Consider the following 15,294-nt stretch of genomic DNA (forward strand, 5'->3'; position numbering starts at 1 on the left):
ACGTCAATAATTTTTTTTTAAATAAATGGTTAACTGAATGCAAAATAACCATTAATTCAAATTCCACAATGCTCCACCACTTTTTTTATCAATTTTTTTTAAAACTGACTCATGTTCAGAAAGTTCATATTCCGTTGCTTTTATTACTTTTAAAGGTGCACCACTACGCTCTATCCTTTTTATTGCATTTGGTTCGGATGAGGATAAATTATTTTCCTCGGAACTAAAAGATAAAGTCGTTTGTCCCCCTGTCATAGCCAAATAAACTTCAGCTAAAATTTCAGCATCTAATAAAGCACCATGCAATGTTCGGTGAGAATTATCTATCTGATAGCGTTCGCATAATGCATCTAAATTATTACGTTTACCAGGAAACAACCGTCTTGCCATCGATAAGGTATCAGTAACAAGACAATGATCGGCTGTTTTAAAATCTAGTCCACAAAGGCGAAATTCATAATCCATAAATCCCACATCAAACGAGGCGTTGTGAATGATTAATTCAGCACCATCAATAAATTTAATAAAATCATGTGCGATATTTTTAAAAATTGGCTTATCTTTAACAAACTCATCGCTGATACCATGCACGCTAAATGCACCTTCATCAATTAAGCGTTCTGGATTAATGTAAACGTGAAAATGATTGCCTGTTAAACGGCGATTAATCACCTCAACCGCACCAATTTCAATAATTTTATGTCCTTCATAATGATTATTACCATCTTGATTCATACCAGTTGTTTCAGTATCTAAAACGATTTGTCGTGTATAATTATGTGTCACTTTCTTCTCTTTTTATATCAAAAATTGGGGAAAAACATTTTTAATGATATAGTCTAGCACTAAAACACTTTAATGTTGATATCTACCAAAAATTGACTAAATTTATAAATTAATGGTAAACAAATTAAAGTACGTTAACTTATCATTTAATTGAGATAATTAATAAACCTAAATAGTTATAAAAGACTCAACACATGTTAAAAAAAATCGAAATATATACAGACGGTTCATGTCTTGGTAATCCTGGTCCTGGTGGCTATGCTGCTATATTAAAATATAAACAAACCGAAAAAATATTATCTGAAGGTTTTTTTAAAACAACAAATAATCGTATGGAATTATTAGCTGCAATTGTTGCTTTAGAACAAGTAAAGCAACCTTGCCAAATTGAACTGTATTCTGATAGCCAATATTTGCGTAATGGTATTATCAATTGGATCCATAGTTGGAAAAAAAATGGTTGGAAAACAGCCAACAAAAAATCTGTAAAAAATGTTGATTTATGGAAAAGACTTGATCAAGTCGTACAAACTCACAAAATTGAATGGATTTGGGTCAAAGGTCATGCTGGCCATATTGAAAACGAACGTTGCGATATTATAGCCAAAACACAAGCTCAATCTCCTACTTTGCAAGATACTGTATTTGAACAATCTATGCAGGATAATTAATAAAATAAAAAGGTTTTTGCTTAAATCGACTATTCATAAATAATGGTAAAAATAATATGCATCAACTTCATTGCATTCCAGCTTTAAAAGATAATTATATTTGGATTTTAACCAATTCAGCCAATCAAGCCATAATTATTGATCCTGGTGAAGCCAAGCCTGTAATTAATTATATAAACAAACATAAAATATCCCCCCTTGGAATTTTACTTACACATCACCATATTGATCACACTGGTGGGGTGTGCGAATTAAAAGCACAATATCAAAACATTGATGTTTACGGCCCCAATGAGATCGATTTACCAATTAATTATCTTATTAATCAAAATAAAGTTGATATTGGTGATTTTGATTTTGATGTAATTGTTGTACCAGGGCATACTCTTGGGCATTTAGCTTATTATTGTAGCCCCTATTTGTTTTCTGGTGATACTTTGTTTTCGGCTGGTTGTGGAAGGGTTTTTGAAGGTACTTATCAACAAATGTTAGATTCTTTAAAGCAATTAAAACAGCTACCTGATGATACATTAATTTGCGCAAGTCATGAATATACTTTATCAAATTTAGCATTTGCACGACAAATATTGCCTGATGACAAAAATATCAAAAATTATTTAAATTTGATTTCAAAAAAACAGATAACATTACCGTCTATTTTGTCTAAAGAAAAACAAATTAATTTATTTTTAAGATGTCATGAACAAAAATTGCAAAATAAGTTTAAATTTAACAATGAATTAGATCTGTTTGTTTTTTTTAGAAGCCAAAAAGACATTTTTTAGGTATAATGCCAACCTTAATTTGAGTAAAATTTACGAAACAATGAAAAAGTTATTAATATTTACAGTGTTATGTTTATTTTTAGGTGCGTGCCATCACCATGGGCCACGATATAATCCTGTTGTTAGAATAAAATATTCAAAAAATACAGCTAATAACGGAAATAATTCTGGTAGTTATGTATCTATCACTCAAAACCCGTGGCAATATATGCTTAATCAGATAGATGTAAATATTCCTGAAAATGGCCGAATTAAAGCAGAAAGAGAACGATTATTACGTAATCCAAAAGGATTTGAAACAGTTGCTTTGCGTTCTGAGCCTTATGTTTATTACATTATTAATCAACTTCGTAAGAATAATTTACCTACTGAATTAGCTTTAATTCCGCTTATTGAGAGCGCTTATGATCCTCTTGCAACATCGCCGGCACAAGCAGCAGGATTGTGGCAATTTGTACCTATCACAGCTAAAGAGTATGGATTACAACAAAGCAGTTCGTTTGATGCCCGACGGGATCTAATTGCATCAACTAACTCAGCAATTTCGTTATTACAAAATTTAAATAACCGTTTTAATGGCGATTGGCTATTAACACTTGCAGCTTATAATGCAGGAGAAGGGCGAGTCAGAAGAGCAATTGAGAAAAATCAGGCAAAAGGTTTACCTGTTAATTATTGGTCACTAGATTTGCCAACTGAAACTATGCATTATGTTCCTAAAATTCTAGCAATAATTGATATTGTTAAAAATAATAAACGATATGGCATTAAGTTGCCTGATTGTAGTTATGAAAATTCACTTGTCAGGATTGATATATCTAAGAATATTTCATTATCCAAAATCGCTAAATATTCTAAACTTTCACTTGATGAGCTAACGACATATAATGCAGGATATGTACAACAAACCGTAAATGGTCCTTTTCATTTGCTCGTTCCTTATTCTCATGCTAAAGATTTATTTACGAAGTTAAAAAAAGAAAATCTTGTTGCAAATGAAATTACAGAACTTTTACAAGATACATCTAGCGCTAATATGCCATTTGAGTTTAAATCAAATTTTAATCAAAAAACCAGTATTATAAATAAAAATACTTTTCCAAAAAATGCAAAAAAGATTGCCTATCTTGTTAAAGCAGGAGATAGTCTTTATTCGATAGCTCAAAATTATCGTGTAAAAATTACTGATATATTGCAATGGAATAATTTAAAAAATTCTAAAGTTCAAGAAGGTGATATCTTAACCATTAATCTTGCTAATGCAAATCCAATTTAAAATTAACCAATAAAGGGTTATGATCTGATGCAGTGGTGTTTATTATTTGCGCTGTATCAAGTTGTAGCCCTCGATAAAAAACAAAATCAAGCGGGTTACCCATAAATTTTTTTCGGAAATCGATATCAACTGAAAAATTAACTGGTTTAAGTTCAATTGAACGAACAAGTTGATATAATAAATTCAGTCTTTGCTTGCTCCAAGCATTAAAGTCTCCAGCTAAAATAACCGGTCCATTATGCTCTTTTATTCGATTTAATAGCATATGTATTTGCTGTCTATAAACTTTTACACCAATACTAAAATTTACAGAATGGATATTTGCGACTAATAATTTTTGTTTGGAATTACTAATGGGATAAATAGTAATCAAAGCAGATTTAGGCACTCTAATTAATGGTTCCTTTTCTTTAAAAGAAAAAATTGAGGTTGGCAATGAATCAGAAATTGTCATTACGCCAGCATAAATGCCATTCAAACAATAAGCAGGAACATGATCTGCAACTTTATTATAATGTGAAATAAAATTAAGTAATTGAGTCGTTGTTTGGGCTTCTTGCAATAATATTAGTTTAGTTTTATCTGCATATTGTTTGAGCATATCAATACAATCGACTCTTTTTTGTTTAAAAATATTCCAAACTAAAATCGAAAATGATGATTGTTCAATTAAAGGTTTATTTATTGATATTGGGCAATTAGGCAAAATCATCTCAACCTCGTTACTTGCCTGATATCGTAATGTATAACACCGTTTTTTAAACATTTTTACCGTTCAATTTTTGTTTTACGTATTCATCAAAAGATAAACTATCGCCCTGCTCTTTCCTTTTTTGTTTTTCAATAGATAAATTACGCTGTTGAATAAAATCACCATCTGTTAATAATGATAAAGGTTCAGACAGCAGTTGTTTTTTATATTGGTTTGCTAAAGCTAAACCAAATTTTGCAGTACCTAGATCACTTATTGCTTGTAGTGTTCTTGCTGATAAAGTTAATTCAGGCTGATCAAACATTAAATCTAATCGCTCACAAACTTTTCGATATTGTTGTTTATCATCTTTATGATCTAAAACATCAGCTACACGCAATAAATCTTTAAATAACTCATGTCCAACTTTGGCTAAAGGTTCTCGATAACTGTCACAGCCTATACTGATTTCAAGTCCAGGTTTTCGACCTTCCATAATAACTCTATTCCAATTTAATTTAGCACACTCTAGTTCTTGGCTACTCATTTCAGGTGCTGGTGCTAATGCACACCAAATTAAAAATAGATCAATAAAACGCACTTGCTCTTCAGTAATTCCTACTGGTGAAAATGGATTAACATCTAATGCACGAACTTCAATATATTCAATCCCACCTCGTAAAAGTGCATCAGAAGGTAATTCCTGAGCCATTGGCACTCGTTTAGGGCGAATAGGCGCATAAAACTCATTTTCTATTTGTAAAACATTATCATTTAATTGTTGATAATGACCATTAACTTTAATGCCCAATTGACTAAATTCAGCTGATTTTGTTCGTGTTGCACGTTTTAATCCTTCAACATATGTATCTAAATGGTTAAAGGTAATACCTAGCTGTTTTTGTGCGTTATTAGTATACCCAATATCACTTAATCTTAACGATGTTGCATAAGGTAAATAACAATTGCCATTTGTTTGTTCAATAAAGTCTTTAGCTTTTTGTGGATCTTGAATAAATGAAGAGCACATTGATGGCGATGCACCAAATAAATAAGGAATAACCCAACCAAATCGGTAATAGTTACGAATCAATGTAAAGTAACCTTCAGAAATAACAGCTTTACCCTCTTGAGAATTTTTGACACCATCTCTTGCTTGCCAAAACGCCATAGGCAATGAAAAATTATAATGAACTCCTGATATCGTTTGCATCATTGCCCCATAACGGTTTTTTAAGCCTTCACGATAAACCGTTTTGAAAAGCCCTTCATTTGATAAACCATATTGCGCTAAAATAATATCATCTTCGTTAGCGACAAAACACGGCATGCTCAATGGCCACATCATTTCATCACCAATATTTACGCTAGCATAACGATGTAAATCTCGTAAAAACGTTAGCATATAATCAATATTAGTATTAACAGGTGTTATAAATTCTAACATTGATTCGGCAAAATCGGTGGTAATCCACGGATGCGTTAATGCTGCGCCGATTTTGGAGGGAAAAGAAGTTTTTGATAATGACCCATCCGGTAAAATGCGTAAAGTTTCACGTTCAACACCGCGTTGAATACCTTGTAAAATGGTATAGTGTTTTTCTAACCAATTAAGTGCTTTTGATACATCTGGGATCATATTTATACTTCCTTAAAATGAAGTTATTTGATTTTCTATATTAGCATAATTTATGTATTACCTATGAGCTAATTTATAATAATGTTTAAAATAAAAATTAGCAGTTTTCTTATGAAATTGATAATTTAACAAATTATAACTATTCATTTTTATTGCAAAGCATTTCCTTTAATTATACTTCTAAATAATATCTATTTCATAGATAGGAGATAGTATTATTCTCGTTTTTATTATTAGCTTATTTAGTTTTTAGTCTTTTTTTGTAATAAGACTAACACCTCCATATGTGAAGTATGTGGGAACATATCAAATAGCTGCACTTTTTGGATTTGATAAATTGACAATAACGTTAAATCATCAACTAATGAAAATAAGTTACAACTTGAATATAAAATATAATTAGGAGCCATTTGCTCTAAATACTCTATAAGTATCTTACCTGCTCCTCGTCTTGGAGGATTCAATAAAACCAAATCAGGGACACTTTGTTGAGTTATTGCATATTGTGTTGCATCAAAAGACTTGAAAACCAGCTGTTTAAAACCAATCTTTTTTGCCGATAGGGTTGCACATTCAATTGCATCAGGGCTAATTTCAATTCCAGTTAATTGAATATTTTTTTTAGTTGAATGACTAACACAGCTTAAACCAAACCCACCTACCCCACAAAATAGATCCCAAATAGATTTTATATTTAAATTTGTGACCCAGTCACTTGCTGTCTTGTAAAGATTGCTAGCAACATAGGTATTTGTTTGAAAAAAGCTTTTAGATTTTATAAACAATGGAACCTTATTCAAAGTTATCGATAAAAAAGAGTTTTGGGTTAGCTCGATCTCTTCGTCTCCTTCTAAAATAGCTGAATGATTAGGCTGAATATTAATTGAAACCACCTGTAGGTTTTGAATTTTTTCTTGTAATTGATGAAAAGAATGCTTAATTTTTTCAACAAATTTGTGAGATCTCAAAACAAATCGCAACATAAAACCACTTGTTTCATCGCAACTACTTTCAGTAATAATAACGAACTTCAGTTCGCCTTTTCGCTTATTAATATTGTAAGGTACTAAGCCTTGTTTTCTAATATAAGTTCTTACTATTTTCAGAATATTTTGCATACTATTTGAATAGAGCGGACAATCACAAAGATCAACCACCTCATCACCAGTTTGAATACCTAATATCGGTTTTTCAACAGTGCCTAATACCACCATTTTGGCTTTATTTCGAAAAGCCGATTCTTTACTAGCAAAAGGATCTTTCACTTCTATAGGATTAAATTCACTTAATTGTTGAATCAGTGCTGTTTGTTTCCGTTCTAATTGAGTCTGGTAAGGATGATTTATCCAGTGACATGACAAACATTTTTTTTGTTGATAAAAGTGACATTGCATTGTGATTAAAGCCTTTTTTATAATGAAGATATTATATATAAAAATTGAACTAATATAATAAATAGTTTCAAATTTTATACTAAAACACATAGCTTTCCTGAAACTTTTTAACAAAAATTTTAAAAATACAAATAAAATGTGTAGTTAATAATCTGTTATGATTTGACGAAATACAGCTGTATGATAGGATATTGCCATCAACATTACAGGAAAAATTTAATGTCTATTAAGTTAAAAACCCCCGAAGAAATCGAAAAAATGCGCATAGCAGGAAAGCTTGCTGCTGAAGTATTAGAAATGATTGAGCCCTATGTTAAGCCAGGCATTAGTACTGGAGAGCTAGATAAAATCTGTTATGAATATATTGTTAATGTTCAAAAAGCGATTCCAGCAAATATTGGCTATAGCGGTTATCAACATACAAGCTGTATTTCAATTAATGACGTGGTTTGTCATGGCATTCCAAGTTTTGATAAAAAAATAAAAGATGGTGACATTCTGAATATTGATGTAACAGTGATTAAAGATGGTTATCATGGTGATACATCCAGAATGTACATAGCGGGTAAACCGACAATCGTTGGTGAAAAACTGTGTCAAGTAGCGCAAGAAAGTCTATATGAAGCAATTAGAATTATAAAACCCGGTATCCGTCTAAAAGAAATTGGTAAAACCATTCAAAAACATGTTGATAAATTTGGATTTTCATCTGTTAGAGAATACTGTGGTCACGGTATTGGCAAGGTTTATCATGATGAGCCTCAAGTTTTACATTATGACGCTGATGATGGCGGTGTCATTTTAAAATCAGGAATGACCTTTACCATTGAACCAATGATAAATACGGGTGATTGGCGTACTCGTACCATGAAAGATGGCTGGACAGTTAAAACCAAAGATCATGGACTTTCCGCTCAATATGAACATACTATTTTAGTTACTGATAATGGAGTTGAAGTCTTAACATTGCGTAGTAATGAAAACTTCCCTCGAATTATTGAACACTAAACAAAAACGATTCAACAATAGCTTATTGTTGAATCGTTTAACTTTATAAGTCTCTATCAATAATTTTTATATTCGAACTTTTTTGTGCTAATTTTTTATTTTGTTCATCGATTTTACTTCTATGTATATCTTTTTTTAGAGAACGAACATAAGAAGCACATATAATAGCAAACCCACTGTTTACACTTAGCAAAAACAATAAACCTATAATTAAACGCTTAAAAATTCGTTCCAGTTTAAATTTCATAAAATCTTAATATAATAAAGTATACAATTTACGTCGATAACTACTAGCTAACGGATTACTTGTACCAAGAGCAGCTAGTAAATCAAGTAACGTTTTTTTCACCTGCCCTTCACCTACATTAAGATCTTGGGTAAGTGGTTTAAATAATAACTCTAATGCCTCTTCATGACGTCCAACTTGCATTAATTGAGATGATAACTGAATCATAAGTTCAACATTATCAGGTTGTTTAGCTAGTTCAGCTTGTAATAATTGCAATTCAGGTGAATTTGCTGCTTGTTCAAGTAACTCGATTTCAGCTTGTAAACCATGAAAAGTGGAATCTTGATCTTGTAGAGGAATTGTTGCAAGCACATCTTTAGCTTCACTTAATTGTTTTTGTTCTATTTGTGATTTTGCTAGCATTAAAGCAATATCTGTTCTTGGTTTCCCAAGATGATCAGTAAGCGCTTTCCAAGCTTGTCTTAATAAAGGTAATGCTTGTTCATATTTTGCTTCATTAAATAAGTTTTTTGCCTCAATAAGTTTTAGTTCATCTTCGTTAGGTAAAAACTTTATTAAAAATTCTTTGATCGTTTCTTCTGACTGTGGGCCTTGAAAACCATCAACAGGTTGACCATTTTGAAAAAGATAAACAGTTGGAATTGCTCTTAAACCAAATTGAGCTGCTAGCATTTGTTCTTCATCACAATTAAGGCTAGCTAAAATAAATTGACCATGGTGTTCATTAGCTAATTTTGTCAATACGTTTGTCATTGCTTCATAATTTGGACTTCTTGCAGACCAAAAATAAAACAATACAGGGGATTGCGAGGATCTTTCTATCACCTCTTGAATATTTTGTTCATTAACATCAAAAATAAATTGATTTTGCATATTATGTCCTAGGTATATGGTTATTTATTCTTTAAAATTTTATCCATTAATCTATCAGGAAGCAAACGTTTAGCAATGGCAGCAATTTTAGTTATTTTTGTTACCCTGTAACGTATTTTAGGGGTTTTATGTTCCAGCGCATGAAATAAGTAAGGCAACACGGCTTCTGGCGGTAATGTAAATCGTTTGGCAATAGGTGGATTTTTTACAATATTTTCTTTTTCTGTTTGATTAACATTATTTGAAAAATATGTTTTTAATGGCCCTGGTTCAATTAGACTAACTTTAATATTGGTATTAGCTAATTCTAATCTTAGTACATCAGACCACGCTTCTAATGCATATTTACTTGCAGAATAAGCACCACGACCAGGGGTAGCAATAATGCCAACAATTGAGCTTGTTTGAATAATTCGCCCTTCATTTTGTTCAAGCATTGCAGGAAGTAATAATTGAGTTAATTGATGTATACCAAAAAAATTAGTTGAAAATTGTGCTTCTAACTGCTCACGACTAATTGTATTTAATCGCCCATACACACCAAAACCTGCATTATTAAATAACGCATCTAATTTACCATTCGTTAAGGTTAAAACTTCTTGAGCAGCTTGGTTAACTGAATCAGGATTATCTAAATCAAGCAGAACTGTTTCAAACCCTTGCTCAATAAGTTTTTTTTGATCAGATTGTTTGCGACATGACGCAATAACACGATACCCTCGTTTTTTTAAGGCAATTGCCGACACCAAACCTATTCCACTTGAACAGCCTGTAATAAAAATAGTTCGCAATTTTATAGCTCCGTTAATTCATATATTGTCAAGTTTATCCTCAACAATTATGATAGCACATCTAAATTCGAGTTATGCAAATAAGCAAGAGGATCCTATGAAAATCGCCATTATTGCAGCAATGGAAGAAGAAGTAGCCATATTAAAGAGTAAAATTACTCATTATCAAGTTGAACGTCATTTAGATTATGATTTTCATCTTGGAAAAATTTCAGGATGTGACATAGTTTTGCTTCAATCAGGTATTGGTAAAGTTGCTGCTGCATCGGGCACCACTGTACTATTAAATAACTATCAAGTTGACGCTGTTATCAATACGGGATCCGCTGGTGGGTTATCGGCCACTCTTAATATTGGTGATATTATTGTTTCAAAAGATGTTTTTTATCATGATGTTGATTTAACGGCTTTTGGTTACAAACCTGGCCAAATGGCTGGTTGTCCTGTTACATTTAAGGCAGATCAAAAATATCAATCACTCGCTCAACGTTGTATAAAAAAGCATGGCGTTAATGCGATTGAAGGATCAATTGGTAGTGGAGATGCATTTATCAATGGAAAAACCACATTGGAAAAAATAAAACAAACCTTTCCTGATGCAATCGCTGTTGAAATGGAAGCAGCAGCTATTGGTCATGTTTGTTGGCTATTTAAAGTCCCTTTTGTTGTCGTTCGAGCTATTTCAGATAATGGTGATAATGAGTCCGCTGTTGATTTCCAATCATTTTTAAAATTAGCAGCCACACAATCATCACTTATTGTAGAATCAATGCTAAGTGAACTTGCATAAACTACATTCTAAAATTACGTATATCCCCAAAAGCCAATCGTGTTTAAGATTGGTTTTTGCACTCAATAAAAATACTAGGCATCATCAATATCAAAACAATATTTTTCAAATAAATCTTTTCGCCAGCCTATTAATATCTCAGGCTTATCCCCACTTTTGCTAGCTCGCCATTTTACATATTGATTAATTAATCGACGAGAAAGTAACAAATCAGGATTAAGTCTAGTCTGCTTAGCTAGTTCTTTAGCAGCCTGCTTTAATTTATCGGTAATATACTTATAATTAGGATAACTACTCACCTTAAGAATAGGCGGAATGTCGGGTATTGGTTCAGATAAAATAGTTAAAATTGTTTGTCCATACAAACGAATTTCCTTTCCTTTCATACCAAGCTTATCTAGTTCAGCCAATGATGTTGGTAAGTAACGTGCAATTTTGAACAATACTTCCTCATGTATAACAAAGTTTAAAGCAATATCTTGTTCTTTAGCCAACTTGTATCGCCAATTAGCTAATTTATATAATTGTCCTAAACTTTTACCTTTTAGTTGCCAATTGTTTTTAATATTTAGATAAGCCTCTTTGGGATCCATAACTTCACATTTACGCATAACTGCCATTTGGCACTCTTGATAAGCTGCTTGTAAATAATTGTTTGCGCTTAATTGTGATTTTAAAATGTTTATTAAGGGAAAAAGATATAACACATCATTTATGGCATACTGGCATTGTCTTTCAGTTAATGGGCGTTTTAACCAATCTGTTCGAGTTTCGCTCTTATCAAGCTCTACCCCTAAATATTTTTTTACTAAATTAGCATAACCGCAACTAAGTGGATTATCTAAAAATGAAGCCAATATTTGACTATCGATAATAGATGTAGGTACTATTCCGAAGTAACGAAGAAAAACTTCGAGATCTTCACTGCACGAGTGGAAATATTTTTCAATTTTAGGATTATTTAAGATAATTAAAAAATCCTTCCAATCATTGATTGCTATGGGGTCAATTAATGCTGCATGTTTGCCATTAAATATTTGTAACAGTCCTAAATGAGGATAAAAGGTTCGAGTTCGGACAAATTCAGTATCTAATGCAATCGCCGAGCTATTTTCGATTTTAGAACAATAATCAGCTAACTGTTCATCATTAATAATAAGTTGATAAGACAAAGTTAAATTCCTATTCAGATAAGTCGATTTATTGTATGTGCTTTTCAAATGCAACATCAATTACCACAATTTCAGAACGGGTCATTAAGCGAATGGGCGGTCCCCAAAATCCATATCCACTACTGACTATACTGGTGAAATGATGCTCTTCATTTTGATACAGACCATAAGCATTTTTATACATTAATTTTTCTATAAGATTAATAGGAAATATTTGCCCTGCATGGGTATGCCCAGAAATCATTAAATCAACACCTAGCTTTTCTGGTTCAGTAAGATCTTTGGGTTGGTGATCTAATAAAATAACAGGTGTATTTGTATTTGCAAACATCATCAGCTCGTCCAATGTTGCTCTTTTTACATCATAAAGAGCTGAAGAAAAATCATCTCGCCCAATTAGTGTAATACCCACATCATCAAGATAGACAATATCATCCTTCAGAACTTTCATGTTTGCTTGTCTAAAAGCATGGATGATATCTTCTTCACGATTATTTTGTTTTCTAGTATTTAAATATTCATGGTTACCAAAAATAACATAAGTGCCGTATTTTGATTTTAGTTGTTGCAATTGCTTATCGAAACCATGTTCAATAAAAGGCGCTAAACGTTTATCTAATGTATCACCAGTAATTACAATAAAATCAGCATGTAATTGGTTTACTTTATCAATCATTTGCTGAATAAATTCAGTCGACGTTAATTCATTAATATGAATATCGCTAAGCTGCACAATACGTAAATGTTCAACATGGGCTGGTTTGTCAATTTTTACTTGATAATAAACGGGTTTGGGACTGATTGCCATTTTATGGCCCCAATAAAATAGTAACAAAACAGCGCTTATATAAATAATTTTAAGCCATAAATTAGGTTTTAATTTATTTTTGCTAAGTAAATAGATTGCATCAAAAATTAATAAAATAAAAATGCTACATAGAATTACAGCAAAAATAACATTGAAGAATAGACAAATATCACTAGAAATACCATCTAATACCCTAGAAAACACAAGAGATAACCCCGCGCTCACAACAACCACCCAATAGATGATTTTATAATAACCTGTTAAATGAAAATTAAACCAAAAAGCCCACCGTTTACCTAGATATACGGCCATTAAGATACAAATAATAATAATTATAAAAGGAACCACAAAATTAACAAAGCTCATAATTATTAGAAAAATTAAATATAAAAATGATATAATAACAGAATTATTTTTTATCGTACCAATAACTTTTATGGATATCAAAAAAGACCAATTATTTAGCGTACCCATCGAAAAATTGGGGGATTGGACTTTTGACGAAAAAGTTGCCGAAGTATTTCCTGATATGGTTCAGCGTTCTGTTCCTGGTTATTCAAATATTATCTCGATGATTGGCATGTTGGCAAAGCGATTTGTTCAGCCAAACTCAATGATCTATGATTTAGGCTGCTCTTTGGGTGCGGCAACACTTTCTATTCGTCGTAATGTTAATCAAGAAAATTGTCGAATAATTGCCATTGATAACTCTTTGCCAATGGTGGAGCGTTGTAAGCGACACATCGAATCCTACAAAGCCAATATACCTGTGGATGTAATTTGTGATGATATTTGTCATATTAACATGCAAAATGCATCAATGGTTGTACTCAATTTCACTTTACAATTTTTAACCCCGGAAAATCGTCAACATGTTTTAAATAATATCTATAATGCGTTAAAACCAAATGGCATTTTGGTACTATCTGAAAAATTTAGCTTTAATGATTCCACTATCGATGAGCTGCTATTTAATATGCATCATGATTTTAAACGAGCTAATGGCTACAGTGAACTGGAAATCAGCCAAAAGCGTAATATGCTAGAAAATGTGATGCTTACAGATACAATTGAAACTCATAAAAAACGGCTTGCTGATGCTGGTTTCTCCCACATTAATACTTGGTTTCAATGTTTTAATTTTGGCTCTATTATTGCCATAAAATAACAGTTTGATATAAGCGTAATTGACAAGGAACATACAATGATTGATTTTGGTGATTTTTACCAGATTATTGCAAAAAATAAACTTAGTAGCTGGCTTGAAGTATTGCCAGCACAACTCGCAAACTGGCAAAAACAGAATATTGATAACCGCTTTAATCAATGGCTCAATAGCATTAAGCATTTACCATCTATTACGCCTTATCAAATTGATTTATTGCATAGCGTAACAGTAAAAGCGCAAGAACCACTTTCTGCCGGCGAACAACAAAGAATTACCCAATTACTAAAAAATATGATGCCTTGGCGTAAAGGCCCGTTTCACTTGTATGGTATTGATATTGATACTGAATGGCGCTCAGATTGGAAATGGGAACGGTTAATTAACCATATAGATAATTTAGAAGAAAAAACCGTTTTGGATGTTGGTTGTAACAGCGGTTACCATTTATGGCGTATGATCGGCGCAGGAGCAAAACTCGCTGTTGGCATCGACCCTATGGCGCTTTATTTATGCCAATTTGAAGCAATTCGCAAACTACTAGGTAATGATCAGCGAGCGCATTTATTACCTCTCGGAATTGAACAACTACCAAAACTCAATGCCTTTGATACTGTATTTTCAATGGGGGTATTATACCATCGAAGATCGCCACTTGATCACCTTTACCAATTAAAAGATCAGCTTGTTGACGGTGGACAATTAATTCTTGAAACTTTAGTCATTGATGGTGAATTACATCAAGCATTAATGCCTGGGGAACGTTATGCACAAATGCGTAATGTTTACTTTATTCCATCGGTTCCAACAATGATTAACTGGTTATGCAAATGTGGATTTTCGGACGTAAAAATGGTCGATATATCACCAACAAATTTAGAGGAACAAAGGAAAACTGAATGGATGACTTCTGATTCACTAGCTGATTTTTTAGATCCAAATGATTTAAGCAAAACAATTGAAGGTTACCCTGCCCCAGTGCGAGCAGTTTTTATTGCTAAAAAATAAACTGAATTGATAATTATAAATACTATAATTTTAAATAGTTATCCGATATTTATCATCTATGGTTCAACACATGATGATAAAATACAGAAATTTTGTAACCATCCCCCCAAAATAGCACAACAAAAAAGTAGAAAATTCTCTATGATAAAAGTAAAGGGGATTTAATTATGAAAAAAATAACTGAACA

General features: G+C 32.1%; 16 protein-coding genes. 7 read left to right on the forward strand and 9 right to left on the reverse strand.

Going from position 1 to position 15,294, the window contains the following annotated elements; translation table 11 throughout:
* Nucleotides 1-51: 51 nt before the first annotated feature.
* Nucleotides 52-786: a DNA polymerase III subunit epsilon gene (gene dnaQ, locus GQ590_RS03160; RefSeq protein ID WP_160406474.1), complete on the reverse strand. Its 735-nt coding sequence runs from the start codon at nucleotides 784-786 to the stop codon at nucleotides 52-54.
* Nucleotides 787-980: 194 nt separating this feature from the next.
* Between dnaQ and rnhA the strand changes: the two genes are divergently transcribed.
* The 3 genes from rnhA to GQ590_RS03175 are packed head-to-tail and all read left to right on the forward strand — an operon-like array spanning nucleotide 981 to nucleotide 3,518.
* A complete protein-coding gene (gene rnhA / locus GQ590_RS03165) occupies nucleotides 981-1,457 on the forward strand; it encodes a ribonuclease HI (RefSeq protein WP_160406476.1) in 477 nt (158 codons plus the stop codon).
* Between the two features lie 56 nt (nucleotides 1,458-1,513).
* Nucleotides 1,514-2,242 (forward strand): hydroxyacylglutathione hydrolase, encoded by a 729-nt coding sequence (gene gloB, locus GQ590_RS03170; protein ID WP_160406479.1) that lies wholly within the window; start codon nucleotides 1,514-1,516, stop codon nucleotides 2,240-2,242.
* A 40-nt stretch (nucleotides 2,243-2,282) separates the two neighbouring features.
* Nucleotides 2,283-3,518, forward strand: coding sequence for a transglycosylase SLT domain-containing protein (locus GQ590_RS03175; protein ID WP_160406481.1), 1,236 nt, complete (start codon nucleotides 2,283-2,285; stop codon nucleotides 3,516-3,518).
* Here GQ590_RS03175 and GQ590_RS03180 read toward each other — a convergent pair.
* The 3 genes from GQ590_RS03180 to rlmC form a co-directional block, all read right to left on the reverse strand.
* A complete protein-coding gene (locus GQ590_RS03180) occupies nucleotides 3,499-4,284 on the reverse strand; it encodes an endonuclease/exonuclease/phosphatase family protein (protein ID WP_160406484.1) in 786 nt (261 codons plus the stop codon). The genes GQ590_RS03175 and GQ590_RS03180 overlap by 20 nt on opposite strands.
* A complete protein-coding gene (gshA, locus tag GQ590_RS03185; RefSeq protein WP_160406486.1) occupies nucleotides 4,277-5,848 on the reverse strand; it encodes a glutamate--cysteine ligase in 1,572 nt (523 codons plus the stop codon). Before gshA ends, GQ590_RS03180 begins: the two co-directional genes overlap by 8 nt.
* A gap of 242 nt (nucleotides 5,849-6,090) precedes the next feature.
* Nucleotides 6,091-7,242 carry a 23S rRNA (uracil(747)-C(5))-methyltransferase RlmC gene (gene rlmC / locus GQ590_RS03190; RefSeq protein WP_160406488.1) on the reverse strand — a complete coding sequence of 384 codons (1,152 nt, stop codon included), beginning with the start codon at nucleotides 7,240-7,242 and terminating at the stop codon, nucleotides 6,091-6,093.
* Nucleotides 7,243-7,461: 219 nt separating this feature from the next.
* Here rlmC and map point away from each other — a divergent pair, with 219 nt between their 5' ends.
* Nucleotides 7,462-8,250, forward strand: a complete 789-nt coding sequence (map, locus tag GQ590_RS03195) for a type I methionyl aminopeptidase (protein ID WP_160406490.1) — start codon at nucleotides 7,462-7,464, stop codon at nucleotides 8,248-8,250.
* A gap of 43 nt (nucleotides 8,251-8,293) precedes the next feature.
* Here map and GQ590_RS03200 read toward each other — a convergent pair whose 3' ends face one another.
* Genes GQ590_RS03200 through GQ590_RS03210 form a run of 3 tightly spaced genes read right to left on the reverse strand, consistent with a single transcriptional unit; the run spans nucleotide 8,294 to nucleotide 10,164 of the window.
* The gene (locus tag GQ590_RS03200) at nucleotides 8,294-8,497 is read right to left on the reverse strand and encodes a hypothetical protein (RefSeq protein ID WP_160406493.1); all 204 of its coding nucleotides are present in this window, start codon (nucleotides 8,495-8,497) and stop codon (nucleotides 8,294-8,296) included.
* Between the two features lie 6 nt (nucleotides 8,498-8,503).
* Nucleotides 8,504-9,373: a co-chaperone YbbN gene (locus tag GQ590_RS03205; protein ID WP_160406495.1), complete on the reverse strand. Its 870-nt coding sequence runs from the start codon at nucleotides 9,371-9,373 to the stop codon at nucleotides 8,504-8,506.
* Nucleotides 9,374-9,393: 20 nt separating this feature from the next.
* Nucleotides 9,394-10,164 carry an SDR family oxidoreductase gene (locus GQ590_RS03210; RefSeq protein ID WP_160406497.1) on the reverse strand — a complete coding sequence of 257 codons (771 nt, stop codon included), beginning with the start codon at nucleotides 10,162-10,164 and terminating at the stop codon, nucleotides 9,394-9,396.
* Between the two features lie 97 nt (nucleotides 10,165-10,261).
* On the opposite strand from GQ590_RS03210, the gene GQ590_RS03215 reads away from it, so the two are divergent.
* Nucleotides 10,262-10,954 (forward strand): 5'-methylthioadenosine/adenosylhomocysteine nucleosidase, encoded by a 693-nt coding sequence (locus tag GQ590_RS03215; RefSeq protein WP_160406499.1) that lies wholly within the window; start codon nucleotides 10,262-10,264, stop codon nucleotides 10,952-10,954.
* Between the two features lie 74 nt (nucleotides 10,955-11,028).
* Here GQ590_RS03215 and rnd read toward each other — a convergent pair whose 3' ends face one another.
* Together rnd and GQ590_RS03225 are read right to left on the reverse strand one after the other, a co-directional pair.
* Nucleotides 11,029-12,126 (reverse strand): ribonuclease D, encoded by a 1,098-nt coding sequence (gene rnd / locus GQ590_RS03220; protein ID WP_160406501.1) that lies wholly within the window; start codon nucleotides 12,124-12,126, stop codon nucleotides 11,029-11,031.
* 28 nt (nucleotides 12,127-12,154) lie between these two features.
* The gene (locus tag GQ590_RS03225; RefSeq protein WP_160406503.1) at nucleotides 12,155-13,246 is read right to left on the reverse strand and encodes a metallophosphoesterase; all 1,092 of its coding nucleotides are present in this window, start codon (nucleotides 13,244-13,246) and stop codon (nucleotides 12,155-12,157) included.
* A gap of 124 nt (nucleotides 13,247-13,370) precedes the next feature.
* On the opposite strand from GQ590_RS03225, the gene cmoA reads away from it, so the two are divergent.
* Complete coding sequence (cmoA, locus tag GQ590_RS03230) at nucleotides 13,371-14,102, forward strand: carboxy-S-adenosyl-L-methionine synthase CmoA (RefSeq protein WP_160406505.1); 732 nt, start codon at nucleotides 13,371-13,373, stop codon at nucleotides 14,100-14,102.
* 36 nt (nucleotides 14,103-14,138) lie between these two features.
* A complete protein-coding gene (cmoB, locus tag GQ590_RS03235) occupies nucleotides 14,139-15,107 on the forward strand; it encodes a tRNA 5-methoxyuridine(34)/uridine 5-oxyacetic acid(34) synthase CmoB (RefSeq protein ID WP_160406507.1) in 969 nt (322 codons plus the stop codon).
* Nucleotides 15,108-15,294: the final 187 nt, after the last annotated feature.

Origin of the sequence: Gilliamella sp. Lep-s35, from assembly GCF_009795845.1 — a bacterium.
GTDB lineage: Bacteria > Pseudomonadota > Gammaproteobacteria > Enterobacterales > Orbaceae > Gilliamella.

Bases quoted from the DNA above. Each gene is read 5' to 3' on its own strand.
- rnhA (WP_160406476.1), top strand. From the start codon at position 981: ATGTTAAAAAAAATCGAAATATATACAGACGGTTCATGTCTTGGTAAT.
- gloB (WP_160406479.1), top strand. From the start codon at position 1,514: ATGCATCAACTTCATTGCATTCCAGCTTTAAAAGATAATTATATTTGG.
- GQ590_RS03175 (WP_160406481.1), top strand. From the start codon at position 2,283: ATGAAAAAGTTATTAATATTTACAGTGTTATGTTTATTTTTAGGTGCG.
- GQ590_RS03180 (WP_160406484.1), bottom strand. From the start codon at position 4,284: ATGTTTAAAAAACGGTGTTATACATTACGATATCAGGCAAGTAACGAG.
- gshA (WP_160406486.1), bottom strand. From the start codon at position 5,848: ATGATCCCAGATGTATCAAAAGCACTTAATTGGTTAGAAAAACACTAT.
- rlmC (WP_160406488.1), bottom strand. From the start codon at position 7,242: ATGCAATGTCACTTTTATCAACAAAAAAAATGTTTGTCATGTCACTGG.
- map (WP_160406490.1), top strand. From the start codon at position 7,462: ATGTCTATTAAGTTAAAAACCCCCGAAGAAATCGAAAAAATGCGCATA.
- GQ590_RS03200 (WP_160406493.1), bottom strand. From the start codon at position 8,497: ATGAAATTTAAACTGGAACGAATTTTTAAGCGTTTAATTATAGGTTTA.
- GQ590_RS03205 (WP_160406495.1), bottom strand. From the start codon at position 9,373: ATGCAAAATCAATTTATTTTTGATGTTAATGAACAAAATATTCAAGAG.
- GQ590_RS03215 (WP_160406499.1), top strand. From the start codon at position 10,262: ATGAAAATCGCCATTATTGCAGCAATGGAAGAAGAAGTAGCCATATTA.
- GQ590_RS03225 (WP_160406503.1), bottom strand. From the start codon at position 13,246: ATGGCCGTATATCTAGGTAAACGGTGGGCTTTTTGGTTTAATTTTCAT.
- cmoA (WP_160406505.1), top strand. From the start codon at position 13,371: ATGGATATCAAAAAAGACCAATTATTTAGCGTACCCATCGAAAAATTG.
- cmoB (WP_160406507.1), top strand. From the start codon at position 14,139: ATGATTGATTTTGGTGATTTTTACCAGATTATTGCAAAAAATAAACTT.